General features: G+C 63.1%; 25 protein-coding genes. 10 read left to right on the forward strand and 15 right to left on the reverse strand.

Going from position 1 to position 23,212, the window contains the following annotated elements; genetic code table 11:
* Positions 1-125: 125 nt before the first annotated feature.
* The 3 genes from F6X39_RS10170 to F6X39_RS10180 form a co-directional block, all read right to left on the reverse strand.
* Positions 126-392: a DUF4148 domain-containing protein gene (locus F6X39_RS10170; protein WP_018422720.1), complete on the reverse strand. Its 267-nt coding sequence runs from the start codon at positions 390-392 to the stop codon at positions 126-128.
* Positions 393-590: 198 nt separating this feature from the next.
* Positions 591-1,424 (reverse strand): DUF2182 domain-containing protein, encoded by an 834-nt coding sequence (locus F6X39_RS10175; protein WP_187616517.1) that lies wholly within the window; start codon positions 1,422-1,424, stop codon positions 591-593.
* Positions 1,421-2,185, reverse strand: coding sequence for a DUF899 domain-containing protein (locus F6X39_RS10180; RefSeq protein WP_187616518.1), 765 nt, complete (start codon positions 2,183-2,185; stop codon positions 1,421-1,423). The genes F6X39_RS10175 and F6X39_RS10180 overlap by 4 nt, the downstream gene beginning before the upstream one ends.
* A 167-nt stretch (positions 2,186-2,352) precedes the next feature.
* Here F6X39_RS10180 and F6X39_RS10185 point away from each other — a divergent pair, with 167 nt between their 5' ends.
* From F6X39_RS10185 to F6X39_RS10205, 5 genes are all read left to right on the forward strand, one after another.
* The gene (locus tag F6X39_RS10185) at positions 2,353-3,582 is read left to right on the forward strand and encodes a helix-turn-helix domain-containing protein (protein WP_187616519.1); all 1,230 of its coding nucleotides are present in this window, start codon (positions 2,353-2,355) and stop codon (positions 3,580-3,582) included.
* Between the two features lie 14 nt (positions 3,583-3,596).
* On the forward strand, positions 3,597-4,271 hold the full coding sequence (locus tag F6X39_RS10190; RefSeq protein WP_187616520.1) for a PQQ-binding-like beta-propeller repeat protein: 675 nt from the start codon (positions 3,597-3,599) through the stop codon (positions 4,269-4,271).
* Positions 4,272-4,884: 613 nt separating this feature from the next.
* Positions 4,885-7,299 (forward strand): alkaline phosphatase family protein, encoded by a 2,415-nt coding sequence (locus F6X39_RS10195; protein WP_187616521.1) that lies wholly within the window; start codon positions 4,885-4,887, stop codon positions 7,297-7,299.
* A 123-nt stretch (positions 7,300-7,422) separates the two neighbouring features.
* Positions 7,423-8,904 (forward strand): cytochrome-c peroxidase, encoded by a 1,482-nt coding sequence (locus F6X39_RS10200; RefSeq protein ID WP_187616522.1) that lies wholly within the window; start codon positions 7,423-7,425, stop codon positions 8,902-8,904.
* A gap of 27 nt (positions 8,905-8,931) precedes the next feature.
* Complete coding sequence (locus F6X39_RS10205; RefSeq protein ID WP_187616523.1) at positions 8,932-9,603, forward strand: hypothetical protein; 672 nt, start codon at positions 8,932-8,934, stop codon at positions 9,601-9,603.
* A gap of 89 nt (positions 9,604-9,692) precedes the next feature.
* On the opposite strand, the gene F6X39_RS10210 is transcribed toward F6X39_RS10205, so the two are convergent.
* The 7 genes from F6X39_RS10210 to F6X39_RS10240 are packed head-to-tail and all read right to left on the reverse strand — an operon-like array spanning position 9,693 to position 15,248.
* Positions 9,693-12,788, reverse strand: a complete 3,096-nt coding sequence (locus F6X39_RS10210; protein ID WP_187616524.1) for a complex I subunit 5 family protein — start codon at positions 12,786-12,788, stop codon at positions 9,693-9,695.
* On the reverse strand, positions 12,782-13,156 hold the full coding sequence (locus F6X39_RS10215; protein WP_090810587.1) for a sodium:proton antiporter: 375 nt from the start codon (positions 13,154-13,156) through the stop codon (positions 12,782-12,784). The genes F6X39_RS10210 and F6X39_RS10215 overlap by 7 nt, the downstream gene beginning before the upstream one ends.
* A 16-nt stretch (positions 13,157-13,172) precedes the next feature.
* Complete coding sequence (locus F6X39_RS10220) at positions 13,173-13,877, reverse strand: Na(+)/H(+) antiporter subunit B (protein ID WP_184059171.1); 705 nt, start codon at positions 13,875-13,877, stop codon at positions 13,173-13,175.
* Positions 13,874-14,218 carry a monovalent cation/H(+) antiporter subunit G gene (mnhG, locus tag F6X39_RS10225; protein WP_090810583.1) on the reverse strand — a complete coding sequence of 115 codons (345 nt, stop codon included), beginning with the start codon at positions 14,216-14,218 and terminating at the stop codon, positions 13,874-13,876. Before mnhG ends, F6X39_RS10220 begins: the two co-directional genes overlap by 4 nt.
* 3 nt (positions 14,219-14,221) lie before the next feature.
* Complete coding sequence (locus tag F6X39_RS10230; RefSeq protein WP_018422732.1) at positions 14,222-14,464, reverse strand: hydrogenase subunit MbhD domain-containing protein; 243 nt, start codon at positions 14,462-14,464, stop codon at positions 14,222-14,224.
* Positions 14,465-14,467: 3 nt separating this feature from the next.
* Positions 14,468-14,728: a monovalent cation/H+ antiporter complex subunit F gene (locus F6X39_RS10235; RefSeq protein ID WP_018422733.1), complete on the reverse strand. Its 261-nt coding sequence runs from the start codon at positions 14,726-14,728 to the stop codon at positions 14,468-14,470.
* Positions 14,721-15,248 (reverse strand): Na+/H+ antiporter subunit E, encoded by a 528-nt coding sequence (locus tag F6X39_RS10240; RefSeq protein WP_187616525.1) that lies wholly within the window; start codon positions 15,246-15,248, stop codon positions 14,721-14,723. The genes F6X39_RS10235 and F6X39_RS10240 overlap by 8 nt, the downstream gene beginning before the upstream one ends.
* Positions 15,249-15,684: 436 nt before the next feature.
* On the opposite strand from F6X39_RS10240, the gene F6X39_RS10245 reads away from it, so the two are divergent.
* From F6X39_RS10245 to F6X39_RS10255, 3 genes are all read left to right on the forward strand, one after another.
* Entirely contained in the window at positions 15,685-16,467 is a 783-nt protein-coding gene (locus F6X39_RS10245; RefSeq protein WP_184023501.1) for an ABC transporter substrate-binding protein, read from the forward strand.
* Between the two features lie 253 nt (positions 16,468-16,720).
* The gene (locus F6X39_RS10250; RefSeq protein ID WP_090811812.1) at positions 16,721-17,047 is read left to right on the forward strand and encodes a DUF190 domain-containing protein; all 327 of its coding nucleotides are present in this window, start codon (positions 16,721-16,723) and stop codon (positions 17,045-17,047) included.
* Between the two features lie 236 nt (positions 17,048-17,283).
* Complete coding sequence (locus tag F6X39_RS10255) at positions 17,284-17,568, forward strand: hypothetical protein (RefSeq protein WP_184005314.1); 285 nt, start codon at positions 17,284-17,286, stop codon at positions 17,566-17,568.
* A 205-nt stretch (positions 17,569-17,773) separates the two neighbouring features.
* Here F6X39_RS10255 and F6X39_RS10260 read toward each other — a convergent pair whose 3' ends face one another.
* The 3 genes from F6X39_RS10260 to F6X39_RS10270 form a co-directional block, all read right to left on the reverse strand.
* Entirely contained in the window at positions 17,774-18,202 is a 429-nt protein-coding gene (locus tag F6X39_RS10260) for a VOC family protein (protein WP_184045223.1), read from the reverse strand.
* Positions 18,203-18,343: 141 nt separating this feature from the next.
* Positions 18,344-18,823, reverse strand: a complete 480-nt coding sequence (locus F6X39_RS10265) for an SRPBCC family protein (protein ID WP_187616526.1) — start codon at positions 18,821-18,823, stop codon at positions 18,344-18,346.
* The gene (locus F6X39_RS10270; protein WP_018422741.1) at positions 18,816-19,151 is read right to left on the reverse strand and encodes an ArsR/SmtB family transcription factor; all 336 of its coding nucleotides are present in this window, start codon (positions 19,149-19,151) and stop codon (positions 18,816-18,818) included. Before F6X39_RS10270 ends, F6X39_RS10265 begins: the two co-directional genes overlap by 8 nt.
* 463 nt (positions 19,152-19,614) lie before the next feature.
* Between F6X39_RS10270 and F6X39_RS10275 the strand changes: the two genes are divergently transcribed.
* The gene (locus F6X39_RS10275; protein ID WP_187616527.1) at positions 19,615-19,929 is read left to right on the forward strand and encodes a hypothetical protein; all 315 of its coding nucleotides are present in this window, start codon (positions 19,615-19,617) and stop codon (positions 19,927-19,929) included.
* A complete protein-coding gene (locus F6X39_RS10280; protein WP_187616567.1) occupies positions 19,926-21,728 on the forward strand; it encodes an ATP-binding protein in 1,803 nt (600 codons plus the stop codon). The genes F6X39_RS10275 and F6X39_RS10280 overlap by 4 nt, the downstream gene beginning before the upstream one ends.
* A 636-nt stretch (positions 21,729-22,364) precedes the next feature.
* On the opposite strand, the gene F6X39_RS36360 is transcribed toward F6X39_RS10280, so the two are convergent.
* The gene (locus F6X39_RS36360; protein ID WP_410450009.1) at positions 22,365-22,544 is read right to left on the reverse strand and encodes a hypothetical protein; all 180 of its coding nucleotides are present in this window, start codon (positions 22,542-22,544) and stop codon (positions 22,365-22,367) included.
* Positions 22,545-22,758: 214 nt separating this feature from the next.
* Positions 22,759-23,154 carry a winged helix-turn-helix transcriptional regulator gene (locus F6X39_RS10290; RefSeq protein ID WP_187616528.1) on the reverse strand — a complete coding sequence of 132 codons (396 nt, stop codon included), beginning with the start codon at positions 23,152-23,154 and terminating at the stop codon, positions 22,759-22,761.
* Positions 23,155-23,212 lie beyond the last annotated feature (58 nt).

The raw sequence follows: 23,212 nt of genomic DNA on the forward strand, positions 1-23,212 counted from the left end.
CCAAAACGGAACTGGCCCGCCATCGCATTCAGTCGCGATGGCGGGCCAGTAGGGGAAGCTGCTAAAGCGCTAAGGCAGAGCGCTCCAGCAGGTACAGCAACAGCAACTTTCCAACCTGCAACGCCTTACTGCGCTGCGTGACCTTGCTGCGACGAACCGCTGGTCACGCCGCCGACCGCGCTGTTTTGCGCCGCGACGCGGGCTTCGGCAGCCTGAATGTTCGACGGATATTCGTTCGGGTTCGAACGTGCCGGGTTGTAGCCGGCTTTTTCGATCTGAGCCAGCTCTTCACGGACTTGCGCGCGGGTCAGCGGCTGGTTCGATTGAGCGAAAACGGCAACCGGAGCAGCGAGGGTAGCGGCGATAACGACAGCTTGAACGAGCGATTTCATTTTTACTACCTCCAGGTTTTGTCTTGTTAGGCTGCGAAACCATTTGTTTGCAGCAGTGATGACAGTCTAGGGGGAGCGGAAAGTAGGGTAAATACCTAATTTCTGAACTCACTGTTTCCGAAACCAAAACAATAATGAGACAGCAAGGCCGTCGAGCGTCGATTTGCGAAGCGATCCGCGACAGCTGGCGCGCATGAGTCAGCCGGCTGATAGGGCCTGGATGAGCAGCAAGCCCGCGCCGGCGACGGCTATGGCGCCGCTCGCCCGGGCGACAAGTGCGCCGTCCGGCGCGAGTCGCTCGGCCGTAATGGCGGCCGTCACGGCGGCCATCAAGCGCAAATCCGTCATGCCGACGACCAGCAGAATTGCCGTAAGACCCCCGCAGCAACCGGCGCAATCGATGCCGACGCGCAGACCGTATCTCCACGCGCTCGGCGCATCGGCAGGAAGGCTGGGTGTCGTGCGGCTGCGGGCGAGGCGGCGGGCTTTCCATGTGCTGAACTGCAACGCGCCCGCGAGCAATACGACCACGCTGGCCGCCAGCGGCGTCGAACGCGCGAGCGCTGGCCAGCGCAACTCGAGCGCCGCGAGCGACGCGCCCAGTGCAAACACGGCCACGCCGAACGCCGTCCATACGACCGCATACGCGCCACTCACGAGCATCGTCAGCAGGGCCAGTCGCTCCGCACTTGCGCGCGAGCCGATCGCGTCGCGATAACGCAGCAGCGTCGGCATCAACGACGGCAGCATCATCGCCGCCATCATCACGATCCACATGCCGATGAACGATGCCGCGGCGCGGGCCCACGTGCGCCCGCAGGTCGGCATCCACAGCGTCGACATCGACCAGCCGCCGGGCATCGGCAACGCGCCCATCGCCGACATCGACGCGCCGTGGGCCAATGTCGCCGCGACGCTTGCGGCGAACATCAGCAGGCAGACGCCGACGAACACGCGCTGCGGTGAGCGCGCCGCGCACCGTGTGGCAAGGCGCTGCCCGCTCGTGCAGACAGCGCGCACGAGCGGGCTCATGACCGCTCGTACTCGTCGTGACGGCGCCACCAGATGCCCGTCTCGTTGCGCCCCTTCGGCGCGCGATCGAGCCACTGGTACATGCCCCACAGCGCATCGACACCGCGCGCGTAAGTCGAGTACGTGTGATAGACGACGCCGTCTTCGAGCACGAACGCGCTCATGCCTGGCCGGTCGCGCGAATAGGTGGCCGCGTCGGTGCCGCAGGTCGCCGCGAACTGCGCGACCGGTTCGGGCGCGGGACTCACGTCCATCGCGTGACTGTTGCGTGCGTAGTTGTACTCGATATCGCCATCGCGCTGCTGTGCCTCGGTGAACGAGACGTTGAAGTCGAAATTGAAATCGCCGCTTGCCGACGACGCCCATGGAAACGTCCAGCCCATGCGCTGCTTGTAGGTCTGCAGCTTCTCCAGCGGCGCGCGCGACACCGCCGTCAGCATCACGTCGTGATGCGCGAGATGCACGGCGAAGCCGGCAAAGCCGTCCGCGATCGACGAGCACGATGGGCAGCCCGCCTTGTAGTCGGGGCCGAACATGAAGTGGTAGACGAGCAGCTGCGAACGTCCTTTGAACAGATCGGCGAGCGACGCGCTGCCTTGGTCGGTATCGAAGCGGTAGGCCTTGTCGACCCTGACCCACGGCAGCGCCTGGCGTTGTCGTGCGAGCTCGTCGCCTTGTCGCGTGTGGGCTTTTTCCGCGTCGAGCAGCGCGCGGCGCGCGGCGAGCCACTGTTCGCGTGTTCCGATCGGATGCGTAGTCATCGTGGGTACCTCCGTGAGTCGTGCCGCGCCGCGCGAGCCCTTGCCCGACGGCGTCGGTGACGGTTGATGGTCGTGCTAGATTAGGGCCGGGCATCCATCGGGTGGGAGTGACAAGTGTGGCGGGATTCACTTGATGCATTGACGTGCTACGCGCGGACTCGCACGCCGTGGACGCGCTGATTTCCGCGGCGGCGCGCGCGCTCGCGGCCGGCGATCCGCTTGGCGCGCTCGATCGCGTCGCGTTACGCGACGACGCGCCGGCGCTCGCGCTGCGCGGCATCGCGATGGCGCAGCTCGGCGATTTCGGGCGCGCAAAGGCGCTGGTGCGCGACGCCGCGCGCGCGTTCGGCGCGCAGCATGCGGTGGCGCGCGCGAGATGCGTGGTCGCCGAAGCGGAGATCGCGCTGGCGTCGCGCGATCTCGCATGGCCCGTCAAAACACTCGATGCCGCGACCGCCACGCTCGACGCGTACGGCGATCGCGTCAATGCCGCGCATGCGCGGTATCTCGCGGCGCGGCGTCTGCTGCTGATCGGCCGTCTCGACGAAGCGGAGCGCAAGCTTGCCGCGCTCGATCCCCGGCCGTTTCCGCCCGCGCTGCGTGCCGCGCATGAACTGGTGGTCGCGGGAGTCGCGCTGCGGCGTTTGCGCAGCAGCGCCGCCCGTGCCGCTCTGGCGCGGGCCGGACGCGCGGCACGCGAGGCCGGCATTCCGGCGTTGATCGCGGAAGTCGAAAGCGCGTCGGTGGCACTGGGCAAACCGGCCGCGCGCATGATCGCGCATGGCGAAGAAGAACCGATCCTGCTCGATGAAGTCGAGAAGCTGTTGACCTCGAATCGCGCTGGCGGCGCGTTGATCGTCGACGCTTGCCGCTACGCGATCCGCGATGCGAACGCGGCGGTTGCGCTCGCGAGCCGACCGGTGCTGTTTGCGCTCGCCCGCATGCTCGGCGAGGCATGGCCCGACGACGTGCCGCGCGACGCGCTCGTCGCACGGGCGTTCCGCGCCAAACGCGCCGACGAATCGCATCGCGCGCGGCTGCGCGTCGAGATCGGCCGGCTGCGCACGGCGCTCGGCACGCTCGCGAGCGTCAGCGCGACGACGCGCGGCTTCGCGCTCGCGCCGCGTCACGCGCGCGAGGTCGTCGTGCTGGCGCCGCCGGTCGAAGGCGAGCATGCGGCGCTGCTCGCGTTTCTGTCGGACGGCGAAGCGTGGTCGAGTTCCGCGCTTGCCCTCGTGCTCGGCGCGAGTCAGCGCACCGTGCAGCGCTCACTCGACTCGCTCGCCGCGGCCGGCAAGGTGCAGCCAGTGGGCGAGGGGCGCGCGCGCCGCTGGATGACGCCGCCCCTGGCCGGATTCGCGACGGCTTTGTTACTCCCTTCCCCGTTTCCTTCATGATTAGGATGGCCACCATGAACCGCTCTGCCGCCAGAATCGTCCGTGAATATGGGCCCTTTACGGGCGTCGATAAAGTGCATGGCGTCACCTACGACGGCCGACAGGTGTGGATCGCGACCGGCGAACGGCTCGACGCGTTCGATCCGGCGAGCGGCGAGACGCTGCGCTCGATCGCGGTGCCCGCCGACGCGGGCACGGCCTTCGACGGCGAACACCTGTTCCAGATCGCGCACGGCCGCATCCAGAAGATCGACCCGCAGAGCGGCCGCGTGCTGTCGACGATCGCGGCGCCCGGCGACGGCGGCCAGTCGGGGCTGACATGGGCCGAAGGTTCGCTGTGGGTCGGTCAGTATCCCGAACGAAAAATCTATCAGCTCGATCCGGACACTGGCGCGGTGCTGCGCACGATCGAATCGAATCGCTTCGTGACCGGGATCACGTGGGTCGACGGCGAGCTATGGCATGGCACGTGGGAAGGTGACGAGAGCGAACTGCGGCATCTCGATCCGCGCAGCGGCGAGGTGCTCGAGCGCGTCGAGATGCCGGCCGGCGCGGGCATTTCCGGACTCGAATCGAACGGCGCGGACCTGTTCTTCTGCGGAGGCGGCGGCAGCGGGCTCGTTCGCGCCGTGCAGCGTCCCTTGCGAGAGAGCGACTCGCAATTGCCGGTCGATTCGACGAACGAGTGATTCGTCATGCAAGCAGCGCGTCCTCGTTATCCGGCGCTGGTATTTGGCTCACTTGTACTCGCCGATAACGTAAGTCATCGTTGGTAAACGAAGTATTCCGTTGCGTTACTCTTCTCGCGAGACTACTCCCCAGACGCGGGCCGCCTGCAGCGACTTCCAGCAGGCCGTGGCAAAGCACTCAGCCACCGCCGGATAGCGGTCCCGTCATCTCGCTTCTTCAGCCTCGCCCCACCAGTGCTCGCATCAGACCCACCGACGCGGCGCATGCGCCACCACCCGGTACTCGAAAGTCCAAACCGCAACACACTCGGATGCTGCACCGCACACGCGAAGTATTCCGAGTGTCTTTCAATCGTAGCGGGGAATTGAGAGCATTTTCGCTGCACCCGCAACAACTGCGACGGTTGGTTCTCAGCTTTATTTTCGTCTTCGTTGCTTGCCCGTGCATTGCGGCCTTTCGAAAAAAATGTGATCAGAAGCAAGCCAGGTTCACACCCCAATCCTTATCGTGAGCAGACATACGCGTTACACAAACCCTTCATATTATTCGCTCGTTTTACTAAGTCTTGCCCCACACAAGCGGTTGCCGATACAACTAACAAAGGGTCCCCAAATGTCATCGCATTACAAAATGCGCCCAGCGCTTTGTCTAACGTCCGTTGCCGCTGCCTGCGTGCTCGCAGCTTGCGGCGGGAATTCGGATAGCCCCTCTGCCAGCAACAACAACGGTGGCACGACCGCCGGCACGACTTACTCGGGCGTGGTCGCCGCAACTGCCTTCGTCCCGGGCAGCTCGAGCGGCAACCCGACCTTGAAGGCCGGCTACTACTCTGGCGCCACCGTGTTCGTCGATGCCAATGGCAACGGCGTGCTCGACAGCGGCGAAGCCTCCGCGAAGACCGACAGCAACGGCCATTTCTCGTTGACCTCGACCGCCACGGGTCCGCTCGTCGCTGACATCACGACCTCGGCCACCAACACGGCATCGGCCGCCAAGGTCGCCAGCCACCTGATCCTGCGCGCTTCGGCCGACCAGATCGCCGACCAGGGCGCCACCAAAGTCGTGATCAGCCCGATGTCGAGCGAAGTGCAGCGCCTCGTCGAAGCCAACGGCAGCAAGTACGCGACCGAGAAGGCTAATCTGTCGACCCGTCTGTCCGGCCCGGCATTCAACAACGCCTCCGTGACAGTTTCCGCCGGCGACGTCCTGGCCGACGCCAACACCCTGTCCGGCGCCGAGCAGTACGTGGTGCTGTTCGAAGAAAACGCACTGACGAACCGCTACACGTACGCCACCGCGAAGCTCGATCGTGGCGACAAGTACCCCGATGCGCTGGCCGTTGCCGGTGGCGACCCCACCCTGACCGGCGTTTCCGGCATCACCGCTGGCGAAACCATCCCGACGGATACGCGTAAGGCGATCACCTTCGCACAAGCCCAGCAGGCTGCGTTCAACGTCGAAGCGATTCCGCGTTACGACAACGTCTTCGTGATCATGCTGGAGAACAGCAGCACGAACCGCGTCAAGGGTTCGGCGTACATGCCGGCGGTCAACTCGATGATCACCAACGGCAACTACTTCTCGACCTACTTCGCGACCGGCAGCCCGTCCGAGCCGAACTACACTGCCCTGGGCGGCGCCGACGACTTCGGTATCGGCGACGACAACTGGTGGGGTTGCGCCGCCGGCGGCGCCAACGCCCCGACGGACAAGGCTTTCGCCGGCGGCACGGCTTCCGACGGCCAGCCCCTGCCGTCCCACGTCGCGCTGACGCCGAACGACCCGATCATCGGTACCACCGCCGGCGGCGCCACCGTGGCCGTTGGATCGCTGCTGTCCAATTACACGGCGGCCACCAACCAGACGTGCTCGACGGACGGCACCGGTTCCGTCGCCAACCACAACATCATGAACGCGCCGAACCTGTTCACGCAGATTTCGAGCGCGGGCCTGACGTGGCGTACCTACAGCGAATCCTTGAACCCGGGTCAGGATCCGCGCGCCGACAGCCTCGGTGACACGGGTGTATCGCAGGCCTACAACCAGACGGACGGTAGCATCACCGTGACGGGCACGCCGTTCGCCATGCCCGGTTCGCTCTACAAGACCAAGCACCATCCGGGCATGGCCTATCAGAACGTGCGTAACCAGCCGGAGTTCTTCGCGAACAACCGCACGATCTTCGGTACCCAGTACTACACGAACGCGGCCGACCTGACCAACACCACGCTCTACAAGGTTCCGGCCGGCTACAACGTCGACCAGTTCAGCACCGACCTGGCCAAGGGCGACGTCGGTACGCTGAACTTCATCATGCCTGACCAGTGTGATGACCTGCACGGCACCGGCAGCGACGGCACCTGTAAGGACAGCGCGACCGCCTCGGGTACCGTTCCGGCTCACGCGCTGCTGACCCGCGCCGACTACTACACCAACGCCGTGGTGCAGAAGATCAAGGCCTCGCCGCTGTGGCAGAACAAGCAGCGCAACGTTGCCATCGTGGTCATGTTCGACGAAGGCAATGGCGCGTCCAACGGTGCCGGCAGCTCGTGCTGCGGCTGGGACGTGGGTGGCAAGGCTACGCAGATGCAGAACGCGGACGGCAGCTGGACTCCGGTTCAGGCGAAGTACGGCAACGGCAACAAGGGCCATGGCAACTCGATCTTCGTCCTGATGACCAACCAGCAAGACGTGGGCGCCGCGCCGAAGGGCGTCGCCGACACCGATACGTACAGCCACTTCTCGTTCGTGCGCACGGTGCAGGACATGTTCCAGCTGGCCGACCCGACTGTTCCGACCTCGTACGCCAACCGTTCGAAGTACACGGAGTCGTACATTGCGCAGAACATCGCCAACCTGCCTGAGTACGCTGGCAGCGCCGACACGCACTACGACGCGGTTCGTCCGATGAACCACGCCTACGTGATTCCGGCCGGCTACACGCAGAAGTTCCAGGCGGGTGACGTGAGCGATCCGGCGCAAGTTGGTCCGGACGCGACCCAGAAGAACCTGTGGGCGACGAAGTAATAAAAAGCACTAAACCGTAAGCACGCGCAAGCGTGCCATTCATCAAGCAGTAGCCTGCGCGGGGGAGCGGTTCGGCCGCTCCCCCGCCAGCTGTTTTATCGAACAAAGCCGGGGGGAGTAGCGATGCGCAAGGTTTATGCGGGGGCGCTGTATGTCATCTTGTCGACACTGGCCGCTTGCGGGGGCGGGGGCTCGTCACAGTCTGCTTCGACGGACCCAGGCACGGGCTCCACGGGCTCCACGGGGTCGGCGCCCACGAGCAAGCTGAGCGCTGCGGCCCAGATCGGCGAGAAAATGTTCTTCGACAAGAACCTGTCCGGCGGCAAGAACCAGGCATGCGCGAGCTGCCACGATCCGGCGTTTGCCTACGGCCCGCCCAACAGCCTGGCGGTGCAGCTGGGTTCCGATGGCGTATCGGAAGGCCAGCGCGCGGTTCCCTCGCTGCGCTACAAGGCCATGACGCCCGCCTACGACGACAACGCCTCGAACCCCGACGGCATCACGGCGAACGCGCCGGGCGGCGGATTCATGTGGGACGGCCGCGGCAAGACGCTGGCCGACCAGGTGGCGCTGCCCCTGCTCAATCCCATCGAGATGAACAACGCCTCCAAGGACGCGGTGGTGCAAGCGGTAAAGAGCTCCTCGTATGCCGCACAGTTCACGGCGGTGTACGGCCCGGCCGTGTTCGGCGATACGGACACGGCGTTCCAGGACATCGGACTCGCGCTGCAGGCCTACCAGAATGAGGACCCGAGCTTTGCGCCGTATTCCAGCAAGTTCGACCTGTATGCGAACAACAAGATCGGCGGCACGTTGACGCCGGCCGAATTGCGCGGGATGAACCTGTTCAACGATACCGATCACGGGGCCGGCTGCGTGGCCTGCCATTTCATGGGCGCCAACTTCAACGGATCGAACGCGCTGGGGACCGACTTCACCTATCAGGCGATCGGTGCGCCGCGCAACGACACGTCGATCCCGGACAATCCGAACCCCATCGCGGCCAACCTGAACGCGAGCTACTACGACATGGGGCTGTGCGGCCCGATCAATAACGGCAGCTATGACAGCCACACGCCGCTTTCGGCCACCAGCGGCGCCGGCCCGGACCCCTTTACGGGCGTGAACAACCCGGATCCGTATTGCGGCCGCTTCAAGGTGCCGACGCTGCGCAACGTCGCCGCGCGCAACGCCTTCTTCCACAACGGCGTGTTCCACTCGCTGGAGCAGGTGGTGCGCTTCTACAACACGCGCGACACCAACCCCGAGTACTGGTATCCGTCCACGGGTGGCGATTCGACCAAGCTGACCAGCAACCCGAGCTATGCGCTGCAACCCACCTACGCAGCGGGCGCGACGGTGAACATGTTCAACGATCTGCCGGCCGCCTACCAGGGCAATATCGACGAGGAACTGCCGCTGGGGCAGGGCCAGACCGACGCGGGCGGCACCACGGCGTTGAACGGTGCGCAGCCGCGTGCTGTCCATTCGGCGCCGCAACTGTCGGATCAGGACGTGCAGGACGTGATCTGCTTCCTGAATACTTTGAGCGACGGCTACCAGCCTCCCGCGACCCAGCCCACGAGCGGTAGCTGCGTGAATTGATCTTTTTCAATACTTGAACTATCCACGATGATGCATTTTTCGAATCCGGTGCGCGGCACTGCCATTGCGGTTTCCCTGACGGCGTCGTTCCTGCTGGGCGGTTGCCAGAACAAGGCCGAGCCTACCGCGGAGAACTTCACCAACACCATCACGCACTACCTGGCCGATCGCGGCCACCTGTGCGTGGCGAAATACGATTGGCCCATCCACGTGGCCGATCAGGACATCGTGGTCACGCATTCCCGCGATGCGCTGCAATTGCCGGTGATGGAAAAGCTGGGCCTCGTCAAGAGCACCGTCATGACGGTCGAGCGCACTGGCGAGGACGGGGCCAGGATCGAGGCGCCGGGACGCGAGTATGTGCTGACCGACGAAGGCAAGCAGTTCTACCTGCACAAGCCGGTGGTGGTGGCGACGCCCGGCAAGACGGTCACGCACGATGTCGATTTTTGCGTGGCCACGCTGACCCTGGACAAGGTGGTGGGCTGGGAGCCGCCCCAGACTCACGACGGCGAGACCAGGACCTCGGTGCTCTACACCTATAAGATCGACCCGGCGCCTTTTGCCAGGACTCCCGAGTTCCAGCGAGTGTTTCCCATGGTGGCGCGCGTGATCGAAGGCGCGGGCACCATGCAACTGCGCGAAGGCGTGCGCTTGACCAAGGACGGCTGGGTAGCGGAAGAATATCTCGTTCGATGATCGTTGAGTTCGCCGCCGCCGTGCTCCGAGGCGATCGTTCCCGCACGTGGGCCGGTCCATGCCGCTGCGCCAGGACCCCAGGTGCACCCTTACGGCGTCCTCGCTGGACTCAGCCCCGTGCTCGCAAAATAGATCGCGAGAAAATACAGCAGCACATAGAGCGCATAGGTCTGCCCGTTGCCGGTATAGACGCGGCGTATCCGAGCCGCCGCCACGAGCGCGAAGTGCGATATGCCGCGCCAGAACATCTGCGCGACCGGCGGCACCGTGCGGCTCAGGATCGGCCGGTAGAAGTGGTAAAAATCCGGGGCGTTGCGCGCATTGCCGCGGCGGCTGCGGTAGTACAGCACACCAAGCCCGAACACGATCGCCGTGACGATGAGCACGACGATCACGACCGGCGTCGGATTCCAGAACCCGTAGATGCTTTCGAGCGACATGCCGCCCCACACCAGTGTCGCCGCGAACTGCGGATCGATCGCGGCCGACACCGGTTCGAGCAACACCTTCGGAAAGAACGACAGGATCACGATACCGACCACGAACAGCAACTGCGGCACCAGCAGCATCACAGGCGCTTCGCGCACCTGCGGCCGCTGCGGCGGGCGCGGTTTGAGGAAGACGCCGTTCAGCAGGCGCAGCATGTACAGAAAGCCGGCAAAGGTCGCGATCAGCCCGCACACGGCGAGCCCGTACCAACCCTTGTCGGTCATTGCGCTCAGCAGCAGCCATTTGCCGCCGAAGCCCATCAGCGGCGGCAGGCCCGACATCGAGACGAGCGCGATCACGACCATCGCGAACGTGAGCGGCATCTCGCGCGCGAGGCCGCCCACATCGGCGAAGTTGCGCGTGCCGGTGCGCGAGATCACGCCTGCGAGCGCGAGGAACAGGATGCCCTTCACGAACATGTGATTGGCGACCAGATACAGCGCGGTGACCCAGCCGAGATGGCTCATCAGGCCGATCGCGGCGACGATATAGCCGGTCTGGCTCATGCTCGACAGCGCGAGCATCCGTTTGAAGTCGTTCTGCCGCAACGCCATCAGCGCGCCGAACAGGGTCGTCAGCATGCCTATCCAGGTCATCGCGTGCGCGAGTTCGAGGCCGACCTCCGAGCGTATCGTCAGATAGGTGCCGATCAACAGGCCGAACATCGCGACCTTGCTGACCACCGCCGACAGCATCGCGGTCACGTCGTCTTCCGCTTCGGTGTAGGCGCCCGGCAGCCATACGTGCACGCCGATCGCGCCGGCCTTGATCAGGAAGCCCGCCGCGAGCAGCACGAACGCGCGGTTCGCCTCCGGTCCCGAATGGATCAGCGCCGACAGCGCGATGCTGTCGTCGATCGCCGCGACGTTGGCGAAGCCCGCCAGCAGGAAGAACGCAGCCAGCAGCGAAAACAGCAGGAAGGTCAGCACGTGCGGACCCGCGCGCCGGCACTTCGCGATCAGGAAGCACGACGACAGCGTGATGATTTCCCAGCTATAGAAGAACTCGAGCGAGGTGGATGAGCGCAGCAGCGCCGGAATCGACAGCGACAGCACGACGAGCATCGGATAGAAGCCGGCGCGCACGTCGTCGCGATAGAGACTCGCCGCTGCGATCACGAGGCTGCCCGCGAGCAGCAGCCAGGCGAACAGTCCGGCGATACCGCGCGAGCCCTCGCAGAGCAGACTGCCGATCAATCCAATCGCGATCACCGCGAGCACGCCTTTCACGCGCCCCGGCAGACGATCGGCCGCATAGAACAGCGCACCCGCCGCGAGCGGCGAGAAGATCCACGCCGACACGACGCCCGAGAACACGGCTGCCATATAGGCCGCCGCGATCAGCAGCACGGCGACGCCGAACAGCGGCAACAGCGCGGCGATGTTCGGCCGGGCTTTGGCCTCGACGTCGGACGGAGCCAATGCGCGCACGAACCAGTGGAACATATAACCCGCTTCGAGCAGCGAGCCGGTCAGGATCAACACGATCCAGTACGGCTTGCCGGCGGCGGTGAGGCGCATCACGAGTTCCCACTTCGCCCAGAAGCCGGGGAATGGCGGCAGTCCCGCGATCGCGACCATGAAGAGACCGAGCAGGCCGATCAGCAACGGGCTGCGCGACAGGATCGCGCGTGCATCGTCGCCGTGCCGCCGCAGCACGCCGATCAGCCAGAACAGCCCCGCCTTCGCGAACAGATGGTTGATGAAGAGCCCGCCGACGACGAGCGGGATCGATGCGTCCGCGCCGATCTGTCGCAACAACGCGAGCGACAGCATCAACAGCGCCATCTGCCCGATCGACGAATAGCCGAGCAAGCGTTGCGGCTTCGTCTGCTTGATCGCGAGCAGGTTCGAGAACAGGAACGTGACGCCGCCCGAGACGGCGAGCAGCGTCAGCAGGCCGTCGAACAGCGGCAGCAATTTCAGCAGCGCGAAAAACACGCCCGCCGATACGCCGACCGATACCATCGCGCCGACGCCGCTCGGCGCGGTCTCGTAGACGTCGAGCCCCCAGCCGTTGGCCGGAAACGGCTTCAGCTCGATCACGAGACTCGCGAACACGAGCAGGATCGCGGTCGTGCCGATCGGGCCGCCGAGCTGGTCGCGCAGCGACAGCAGTTCGTCGATGTTCAGCGTGCCGCTCACGTAGTAGAGCAGCACCGCGCCGAGCAGAAAGAGCGTCGACGCGATCACGGTCGCAAAGATGTACTTGAATGCGGCGGCGAGCGCGGCGGGCGTGCGCTCGAGCCCGAACAGGCCGTATGTCGCGATCGACACGATCTCGAGAAACACGAACAGGTTGAACAGGTCGCGAGTCATCACCATGCCGTCGATGCCCATCACCAGAATCAGGTACAGCAGCAACGCCGCGTAGTTGCCGCGCAGACGGTCCCACAGATGCAATGCGCCGAGCAGCGCGACCACATTGACGCTGAACGTGAAGAAGCCTTCCCACAAGCCGAAGCGCAGATTGATCGACACCGGCGGCAGCGCGCCCGCGGTCAGCACCTCGATCGTGTCGCCGCCGTCGAGCAGGCCGTAGAACGACACGCCGGAAACGAGCACGATGCCGCACAGCGCGATGAAAAAGCCGAGCGTGAGCCATGGCTTGCCGAGCCGGTACAGCAGCGGAATGACGAAGCCGCCGCCGAGCCCGAGAATGAAGATGTGCAGCGGATGAAACAGCGCGGCTACCATTTCGACTCGGTGAAGGCGTCGATGGAAAGCGTCTTTCTGGCGGCATGAAGACGGATCGCGAACGACAGCATGATGGCGGTGACCGATAGCCCGATCACGATCGCCGTGACGACGAGTGCCGATGGAATCGGATCGATCGCGCGGTGCGCGGCGGCGGATTTGCTGAGCGCCGCGTCGATGATCGGCGCGGTGCCGCCCGTGACGTAACCGGTCGCGACCATCACGATGTGCAGGCCCGTGTCGATCACCGCGAAGCCGATGATGATGCGCAGGATGTTGCGGTGGGTCAGCATGCCCCACAGGCCGATCAAGGAAAGGCAGAAGCCCGTGATCAGCAGGATCTTCGAAACCGGGATGCCTGTGCTCATGCGCTCTCCTTCTCGTTCAGCTTCTGAACCGGTCGATGATGACACTCAGCTCCGCGCCGACCTTGACGCCGAGCAGCGTGGAAATCAGCGGGATCGCGCCGGCGCTGAAGAACGCGCCGAACTCGCCGCGCGGCAGAAAGCGCGGGTCGAGAAAACCGCCCGCGAGCACGAGGCCGAGAATGCCGATGCACACGTAAATCACGCCCGCGAGCGACTCGACGACGCTCAGCAGCGCGACGTTCAGCGTCGAGCGGGGCCGCGCGAGCAGCATTAGCATCACGGCGGACGCGACGATCGCGCCGCCCTGGAAACCGCCGCCCGCCGACAGATGGCCGTTGACGATCACGTAGCCGCCGAAGGTGAGGATCATCGGCAGCAGCACCTGCTTGCCGGTATGTACGATCTCGCCGGCTGGGCGGCGCGCGGGCGCGGATTCGTCTGCCGCAGCGGCGGAGGTCGCGTTGCTTTCCTCTTTCAGCAGCACACCGACGCTCGCCGCGACCATGAACAGCACCGCGACTTCGCCGAGTGTGTCGAAGCCGCGAAAGGTGATCAGAATGCCGGTCACGATGTTCGGCGCGCCGAGTTCGAGCGGCCCTCTGACGACGTAGTACCAGGCGAGCGGGCGCAGCGCCTGCAACTCCGTGTAGCCGCCGACGAGCCGCCAGAACACGACCGCGAACAGCAGCACCGTCAGCAGCGCAAACGCGCGACGCATCATGATTCGGCCTCCCCCGCGGTGCGCCCGCCTTCGTCGGCGAGTGCGTCGGTGATCGTGGACGAGGTCATCGGCGTGCGGATCAGCCAGGCGGCGCGCGAGAGCGCATGCGAGGACACCGGGTTGGTCACGAGCACGAAGTAGATCAGCAGGATCAGCCGGAAGGTCCAGTTCGGGTGATAGAACGCGAGGCCGATCAGCACGAGCATGTTGCCGAGCGTCGACGCCTTGGTGCCGGCCTGAATGCGCGTATACGCATCCGGCATGCGCAGCAGCCCGAGGCCGGCGGAGAACAGAAAGACGGCGCCCACCAGGATGAACACGCTGCCGATCAGTTCGAACATGCGCTAGCCCTTCTGATAACCGGTTTTGCGGATCGCGTACAGAAAGATGAAGGTCGCGAGTCCGGAACCGATCGCGGCTTCGGCCATCGCGACGTCGGGCGCGGCGAGCAGCAGGAAGGCTATCGCGGCGAACAGGCTCGCGAGCCCCGAGCTCACCATCGCGGCCAGCAGATTCTTCAGGCAGACGGCCAGTACGCCGCTCACGAGGATGCTCGCGCACATCAGCAGCAGGAGCAGTTCGAGCATGGCTCACAGCCCCCTTTCGAGAAAGCGCGCAATCGCGAGCACCGCGAGAAAGCTCAGCAGTGCATAGACAAGTGCGACGTCGATATAGACGAAACGACCGGAGACTTGCGCGTACAGCGCGATCAGCGACAGCGAGACGACCGTCAGCATGTCGATCGCGACGATGCGGTCGACGAGGGTCTTGCCGATCACGAGACGGATCACGCCGAACAGGATCGCGAAGAAGATCAGCACGGCGGCGATCCGGAGCATGATCTCAGCCAAAGACTTTCTCCAGATGCTTTTCGAACGGTGCGACGAGTGCCTCGGTCGCTGCGTCGATATCGGTCGTCTTCACGTCGAGCAAGTGAATGAATAGTATGTCGTCCCGAATATCCATGACGAGCGAGCCCGGCGTGAGCGCAATCGAATTGGCGAGCGCGAGACGGCCAAGCGGTGTTTGGAGGCGCGTGCGAACCTTGACGATGCCGGGCTTGATGTCGATACGCGGCGAGTACACCAGCGCCATCACGTTCAGATTGGCGCGTATGAGCTCGACGACGAAGGTCGCGCTATATGCGGCGAAGTGATACGGTGCGCCTGGCGTTAGACGCAGGCGCTGCCATGCTTCGCTCGACGATACGAAGACACGCGCGATGACGAAGGTAATGACGAGACCGACGAGTGCGGGTTCGACGGCGAGCGATGCATTGGCGATCATCCAGATGACGAACAGGACGACCCAGAGGCCAGGCATTCCCCGAGGAACGAACGACGACACCGGTTTTCCGTTGTTCGCAGCCATGTCATCGGTTCCTCAGGAGGCCTTGCGGAAAATTCTAAGTGACAACTTATGGCAAAGCAACCGGCGCACGGTTGTCCGTTGGTGGTCGTTTTGTGTGCGTCAATCCGCGCGGCGCTTATCGGCTGCTCATCGAGTGAATTAGTGTCATTGCGATCTGTTCAATAAAATGGCGCGCGAAAAGCCGACGCCGATCGGCGCGCATTTATTTTGAAACAGACTGCGTTGCCGCGATAAGACGCGACGTTGAATCTCTAAGCGGCGCCGTACCGTTTTTTTAATCACCTGCGACTGATCGGAATCTGGAAGTCTAGTCGCCAATCTATGCGCGTGCTGCATAAATTGATTTTTTTAATGAATTTGCGCCGGCGACCAGATCCCGGTCGAATGTCGGGTTTCGCGCGGTTTGAATTCTTCAAATGACCAATAAGGAGCAACAATGAAAGCCATGCTGGCAACCCTGACGATTGCGCTGCTGGCCGTCTCGTCCGGAAGCGCAATCGCCAAGGATTGGTCGACCGTGCGGTTCGGGGTCGACGCGAGCTACCCACCGTTTGAATCGAAAGCGGCCGACGGCAAGCTCGTCGGCTTCGATATCGATCTCGGCAATGAGATCTGCCGCCGGCTCAACGCGAAATGCGTGTGGATCGAGAATTCGTTCGACGGCATGATTCCCGCGCTGAAAGGCCGCAAATTCGACGGCGTGCTGTCGACGATGTCGATGACGCCCGCGCGTCAGGCGCAGATCGCGTTCTCGTCGAAGGTGTTCCGCATTCCGACGCGTCTGGTCGCGAAGAAGGGCTCGCCGATCGAGCCGACGCCGGAAGCGCTCAAGGGCAAGCGCATCGGCGTCGAGCAGGGCTCGATTCAGGAAACCTACGCGAAGACGTATTGGGAGCCGGCCGGCGCCGCGATCGTGCCGTATCAGGATCAGGATCTGGTGTATTCGGATCTGCTTGCCGGCCGTATCGACGCGTCACTGCAAAACGCGGTGCAAGCCGATATCGGCTTTTTGCGCACCGCGCGCGGCAAGGACTTCGGATTTGCCGGCAATCCGCTTTACGACGCGAAAACGCTCGGCAGCGGCACAGCGATTGGTTTGCGTAAAGAAGATACCGATCTGCAGGAAAAGATCGACAAAGCCATTGCCGAGATCCGCGCCGATGGCACTTACGACCGCATTGCGAAAAAGTATTTCGATTTCGACGTGTACGGTCAGTGAGCCGGGGCCGCGCCGCACGTGACCAGTTTCGACCTGGCACTCGCGCGGCCCGACACCTAAACTTGTGTCATGACCGTCCTGAGCCGTGCTGCGGCAAGCGGGGATGCCCGAATCGGTTGCAACCGGCGCCTCACGCGGCGCTGCAGGTTTCCGCTTACAAAAGTAAGCGGGCAGGGGACGGCGCAATGCGGCCACCGGCTCGCGTGCGGATCGCCTTGCGCACACGGCGCGATCCGCATTGGGGGGCACCGACATGCACGGCTTTCAGATCACGTTCTTCACCCAGCAGGGGCGCAGCCATCATGGCAAGCCGCTTGCCGACTGGCTCGTGCGTCTCGCGAGCGAACTCGGCCTGCGCGGCGCGACCCTGATCCCGGCTAGCGAAGGCATCGGCCATCATCATCGCATTCATTCCGCGCACTTCTTCGAGCTTGCCGACCAGCCGTTGTCCGTCGTGATGGCGGTGACGAGCGACGAAGCCGATCGGCTGTTCGATCGACTGCGCGCGGAGGGTTTGCATCTGTTCTACGTGAAGACGACCGCCGAGTTCGGCGTCGTCGGCGAGGCCGACGGGGCTTGAACGACCGGGCCTCGATGGCAAGCCCCACGCCTCGCTCGTCCAGGCGACGAAGTCGGCCGCCATGTCGGAGTCGGTGCGTGCTTCCAGCTTGCCGCTGCGGCACGCGCGGTGGAACTCCTCGTAGTCCTTCTCGACCTGGTCCGCGTACGCGCGCGAGTAGACGCGCGCCCGGTGTGGCTATTGGGCATGGCGCATGCTTCGCTGCAAGAGGCGAGTCATCCCAAGGAGAGCGAATCATGCGGCAGGTTTCGGCAAACATGCTGATCGCGCTGTCGGCCGTTGCGTTGCTGGCGGGCGCATCCGGCTGCAAGCGGACGGCCGGGAATGGCGGTATCTCGACGGGCCAAGTGAGCAGCGGTGTCATGAGCAATTCGGCGAGCCCGCGCGGCACACCGGGCGATAGCGACGCGGCAAATCGTGCGAACGGCGAGGCGGGCGCGGCGGCGAGCGCAGCGCCCGCCGCGAGCGACGCCGCGTCGGTCCACAGCACGCCGGCGAGCACGGCGTCCGCGACGCAGTAAGCGTCGCTTAGGCGCGGCGGCGCATTGGTCGCCGTTCCGTGCGCGCAGGCTTGCTCTGGGTCCCGCGCATGGCGACGCCGCGCGCAGCAGGCGCCGCCTTCCTGGCAGACATGACTCATTGAAAGACGGAACGGACAGGTAGTTGCGCCGCGGCGAAGCGGCGCTCGCGTGTGCGTGTGATATGGAACGCCGGCCCGCTTCAATGCTATGCCGTGGGCTCCTCGTGCCGCACATTGACCATCCACGGCACGCCGAAGCGGTCGATCAACGTGCCGAAGCCGCTGGTCCAGAAGGTCTGCTGGAATGGCATCGTGATCTGTCCGCCGTCCGCCAGCGCGTTGAAATACTTTTCGCCGGACGCCTGGTCGTCGGCGGTGACCGACAGGCTGAAGCCCGCATGCACGGCATTGCCGCCGCGGCAATCGCCATCCGACATCAGCACGTGCGTGTTACCGATGACGAGCGTCGCGTGCAGGATCTTGTCGGCGTGTTCGGGCGCCACCGGGCGAGCTGGATCGGGCGGCGCGTCTTTCGCGCGCAGCTTCAGCAACTCCTGCGCGCCGAGCGCCGAACGATAGAACTCAATGGCTTCCTCACAACGGCCATTGAAGAACAGATAGGGCTGGATTTCCATGCTGATTTCCTGAGACGGGCGAGGGTCGGGCAGACGATTCTATCAGCGTGATCTCGCGGACGGACGGCCGTCGAACCTGCGATGCATCGATCGGCCCCACGATGAAGCCACACACCTGATGCTCTACAGCGTATCCCCGCATCAGGCCTTCCCGGCATGGCTCCCGCCATTGGCTGGATAAGCCTCCTGCAACGCGATCGCGCCTGTCTCCAGCAGCGATTTGAGGTTGGACATGATCTTCGGCCAGCCACCCGACACCGCCTCGATGAATTTCGATGGATCGCGCTCGATCGTATGCGTGAGCGTCAACTTGACCGCCGTTCCGCTCGGTTCGAGCTCCATCGTGCAGCGCGAATCGCCTTCGGCCTGCAACTCGGGACGAATCTGGTGCTGCCAGCGGATCACCAGACGCCGCGGCGGATCGGCCTCGACGATCTCGCCCGCGTCGAAGATCTGGCCGCCGCTCGACACGAGTTTCCACGACGAGCCCGCCGTCCATTCGCTTTCGCAGTGCATGCCGAACCAGTACTGCTTGATGAACTCCGCGTCGGTGAGCGCCGACCACAACTGTTCCGGCGTAGTGCGGATGTAGGTCACATAGACGAACGTCGATCTAGTCATTGCCTTTCTCCAGGCGTCGTTTCAGGGTCGAGAGCGCCTTCAGGCGCGGCTTTTCGAACTTGGCAATCCAGCGCTCGTAGATCTGCTGCAGCGGCACCGGATTGAGGAAGTGCAACTTTTCGCGCCCGCTGCGTACGGTAACGACGAGGTTAGCCGCTTCTAGCAGGCCCAGATGCTGGGTCACGCCTTGCCGCGTCATGTCGAGGTGGTCGCACAGGTCGTTCAGAGTCTGGCCGTCGTGCGCGTGCAGCACATCAAGCAGCTTGCGCCGGCTCGGATCGGCGAGGGCTTTGAATAGCACGTCGGTGTCGTCGGGGCGCTCGGCCATGAACGGCTACAGGCAAGTAATTTATTGCATTTACTATAGGCAAGAGATTGCTTGCATGTCAAGGAGACGTGAGGGACGCTCCGCAGGTCCTATCGGCGCACAACAAAGTCTGCGGGAGCGCCGAAAACCCCGCTCAGAGACAAAAAAGTCTGCGGCAAGCGCGAAATTTGCGGTGCGCCGCACAATTTCTAAGGGTTTTCGGCTTGAAGCTGATGGCGCATTTCGGGATGGGGCGCGAGCCACGGCATTACAATTTTGAGTGCCTCCGGGAACGCCACGTCGGCAGCAATGGCGATTCGCGCAAGGATCTCCGTCAAGCTCTCGCTCGTAGACGTCTTTTTCGGCCAGATGTTTGTGAAACAAGGGAGTGCACGCAGCGACCAGTATTCATTGCGTTGCTCAGCGGCCCCGTCGAGTGAGCGCTGTACTTGTCGTGCGCTGTCGACTAGACCATCGACGGGCAGTGACAGATGCCGACGAAGAGGACTTCGCACGATACTGCCTGCAAAGCGCCACGTATGCTGCTGTCAACATGGCCAGCCATTTCGACATTGATCTCGAGGCGTTAGAAAAATGGGTTGAAGCAAACGCCTCGCGATGGCCGTCGGCGAACGACTGGAAAATCGAACAGACCGCGTGGGCTCTCGATTCGTATCAAAGACGTGAATATCACCGCAAACGGGACGAGCAAAAGAGACGAGCGGGGGAGCGTGCAGAGCGGCAACTACGAATTGCCCCCCAACTACTGGAGGCCTATCAGGGCAATCTGTTTCGATAAAGAACTTCCGTTGCTACCGTGAAGAGACCACAGTAGCAATGGCGGATTTGACGACCTTTGTTGGAAAGAACGATATAGGGAAGTCTTCGGTGCTTGAGGCACTGGAGATCTTCTTCAACAATGAAATCGTCAAAATTGAACAGGGCGATGCCAACATTTACAGCGGCGATTCCGCCGTCTCAATCACCTGCGAATTTTCTGATCTACCATCGAGGTTGAGCCTCGACGCAGGTGCGGAGACGACCCTCGCGGCGGAATACCTGCTCTCGGCGAATGGCACGCTGAAGATTAAAAAGGTATTCGATTGCGGCAAAAAAACGCCGTCTGTTGAGGTGTATATCCTTGCGAACCACCCGACGGCAGCCGGCGTGGCCGATCTTTTGGATCTGAAGGAAAAGGATCTGCAGAAACTTGTAAAAGACCAAAAGCTTGACGCCGCCCTGAAGGGGAATCCAGGCATGCGGCACGCCTTGTGGGCGGCTGCGAAAGACCTGGAACTAAAGGAAGTGGCCCTACCGGTCACCAAGCCGAAGGAGGACAGCAAACGGATCTGGGATCAGCTCGAGAACTACCTACCAATGTATGCTCTGTTTCAGAGCGACCGGAGCAGCCGGGATTCTGACGGGGAAGTACAAAACCCAATGAAGGCCGCCGTGGCGGCTGCCATTGCGGAAGTGCAGGACGATATCAACCGAATCCAGGAAAAGGTGCGCGAGAAGGCCGAGTTGATTGCGCAAATCACTCACGAGGCCTTGAAAACGATCGACCCGAGCCTTGCCAAAGAGCTTACGCCGCAGTTTGTGCCGCCGACTGCAGCCAAATGGACCGGACTGTTTTCGGTCGGCATGGATACTGACGACGGTATACCTCTGAACAAGCGCGGCAGCGGTGTCCGACGCCTTGTCTTGGTCGCCTTTTTCAAGGCGGAAGCAGAGCGCAGATTGAAAGCCGGCACCAGTCGCAGCATCATCTACGCAATCGAGGAACCAGAGACGGCCCAGCACCCAAACAACCAGCGCATCCTGATCGAGTCATTCAAGGCATTGGCTTTGGAGCCCGGGTGTCAGGTCCTGCTCACGACACACAGCCCCGGTTTCGCGGCGGATCTGCCCACGGCTAGCATCAGATTTGTAACGCGCGACGCCGCGCTTCAACCCGTTATCCTGGAAGGCGCTGACGTATTCGGGCAGGTCGCTGAAACGCTCGGCGTCGTGCCGGACAGTCGGGTCAAAGTCTTACTGTGCGTCGAAGGGCCGACAGACGTGACTGCCCTTAAATCGCTCAGTCGAGCGTTACACTCGGCTGACCAAGCCCTGCCGGATCTAGCTCGGGATGACAGAATCGCCTTCGTGTTGCTCGGCGGCTCAACGCTTAAGCATTGGGTCACACAACACTATCTCCGGTCCCTCAATCGTCCTGAGGTGCATATTTACGACAGTGACGTAGCCAAGTATGCAGAGTCTGTCGCCGAGGTAAACCGGCGCACGGATGGTTCCTGGGCTGTGCAAACGGACAAGCACGAGATCGAATGCTATCTACATGCGGACGCGATCAGGGATGCTTTTGGAGTAGAGATCATTGTTGTCGATCAGCCCGGTGTCGACGGAAAGGCTGTCCCGAGGATTTTCGCCGAAGCATTCTCGGCGCAGCAGCAATACGATGGGGTTATGGGCGATGACAAGGCGAAGTTGCGCCTCGCGGACAAGGCATTTCCGAGGATGACTGCGGAGCGGTTGGCGGAAAGAGATCCCGCAGGAGAAGTTCAGGGGTGGCTTCGCAGGATTGGGGAAATGTTGTAAGTGCCGGCCATGCCTGGCACTTTTGGCAGCTGAGGTCGACAGCAAGCCGATCTCAGCTCGACGCCCAGTCCCGTTATTGGGCAGAGGATGATGGAACCAAATTCACTACATGTCTGCGGCGGTCTTGTAGAGCACCCGTAACGGACCCAATCCACTGGGAAGATCGAATATTGCGTCGCCGCGCGATTTCCCGGGCCGGTCCTCCGCAGCCGAATGTGAAATAAAACACGAGTGGTCAGATAACTATCCTTATCTGACCACCCTGAATTTTTTGCCCAAATTCGCCTCCGGAAAACGTGCCACCCCGGAGTGAAAAAAAGTGGCCCTTGGTTTCCGCAGCATCCGGTGCGCGCTGCGTCCCTCGCCCTGTCCGTGGTGCTCGGCACGGCGGAGCACGCCGCTCTGCAGCAGGTACTCTGTCAGCACATGCCGCGCAAGGGGCGGCAGCCCCAATTCGGCGGCCTTCTCATTTGGAGTTAGTCCTGCACGGCGCAGTTAACAGCGATAGGACGTTCTCGACCCGGGGCTCCATGGATGGTATGGATGGCTGCGGCGATTTCGCCAGCAGCGTCGCTGTTAACCCGCCATCGGCCACCTAGTCCGTGATTCAGACCGTGAGTGGTGTGCCGCAGGCCGTCAGGGGAAATGTGTAGGGGAGCTGGCCTCTCTCCAGGAGTCGAAGAAGTAGCCCGCGCCTTCGGGGCCCATGCTTTCCGCGTCGCCGACGAAGGTCGCGACGACTTCGCCTGGCAGCGTGTCGCGGATCGCCGCGAGATGACGCAGCGCGAACACGATCGCCGCGATACCGCCCTTCATGTCCGACACGCCGAGTCCGTAAAGCTTGCCGTCCCGCGCTTCGCCATTCGGATGGGTGCTTCAGCGGCTTTCGTCGACGAGCGGGAATGTGTCCATATGCCCGTTGAAAACGAGGCGCCGACCGGGTTGCGCGCCTCGCACTGTGAGGACGAGGTTCATCACATGCGGCAGCGTGCCGTAACGCGTGATTTCAACGCAGACAGTCGTTTTGCAATCACGGCGATGGTTGGTCCGGCTTCGGAACTTCGTGGGACAAAGCGTCGCGCTCTGCAAAGATGCTTGCCATTTCCGCCGCGTGTTCGGTTCCCCAGGTGCACAGCGGGACGATCGCGTCGGCCAGGCTGCGACCGAGTGAGGTCAGCGCGTAGTCCACACGCGGCGGCACCTCTTTGTGGTCGGTCCGCGTTAGCACGCGATCGGCTTCCAGATCCTTCAATTGCTGGATCAGCACCTTGTCGCTGACGTCCGGGATCAAGCGCTTAAGCTCGCCGTAGCGCTTCGGGCCGTTGCGCAGGAAAAACAGGATCAGCGGTTTCCACTTGCCCGAGATGATGCGGAGCGTGGCGTTGAGCCCGCAGCCGGTCTCGCAGATTTCAGAGGGTGTCGTCATATTTCGGTACTTACCAAAAAGTGCATACTTGTCTAAAGGTAAACAAGGTCGGATAGTT

Origin of the sequence: Paraburkholderia sp. UCT2 (assembly GCF_014397665.1) — a bacterium.
GTDB lineage: Bacteria > Pseudomonadota > Gammaproteobacteria > Burkholderiales > Burkholderiaceae > Paraburkholderia > Paraburkholderia tuberum.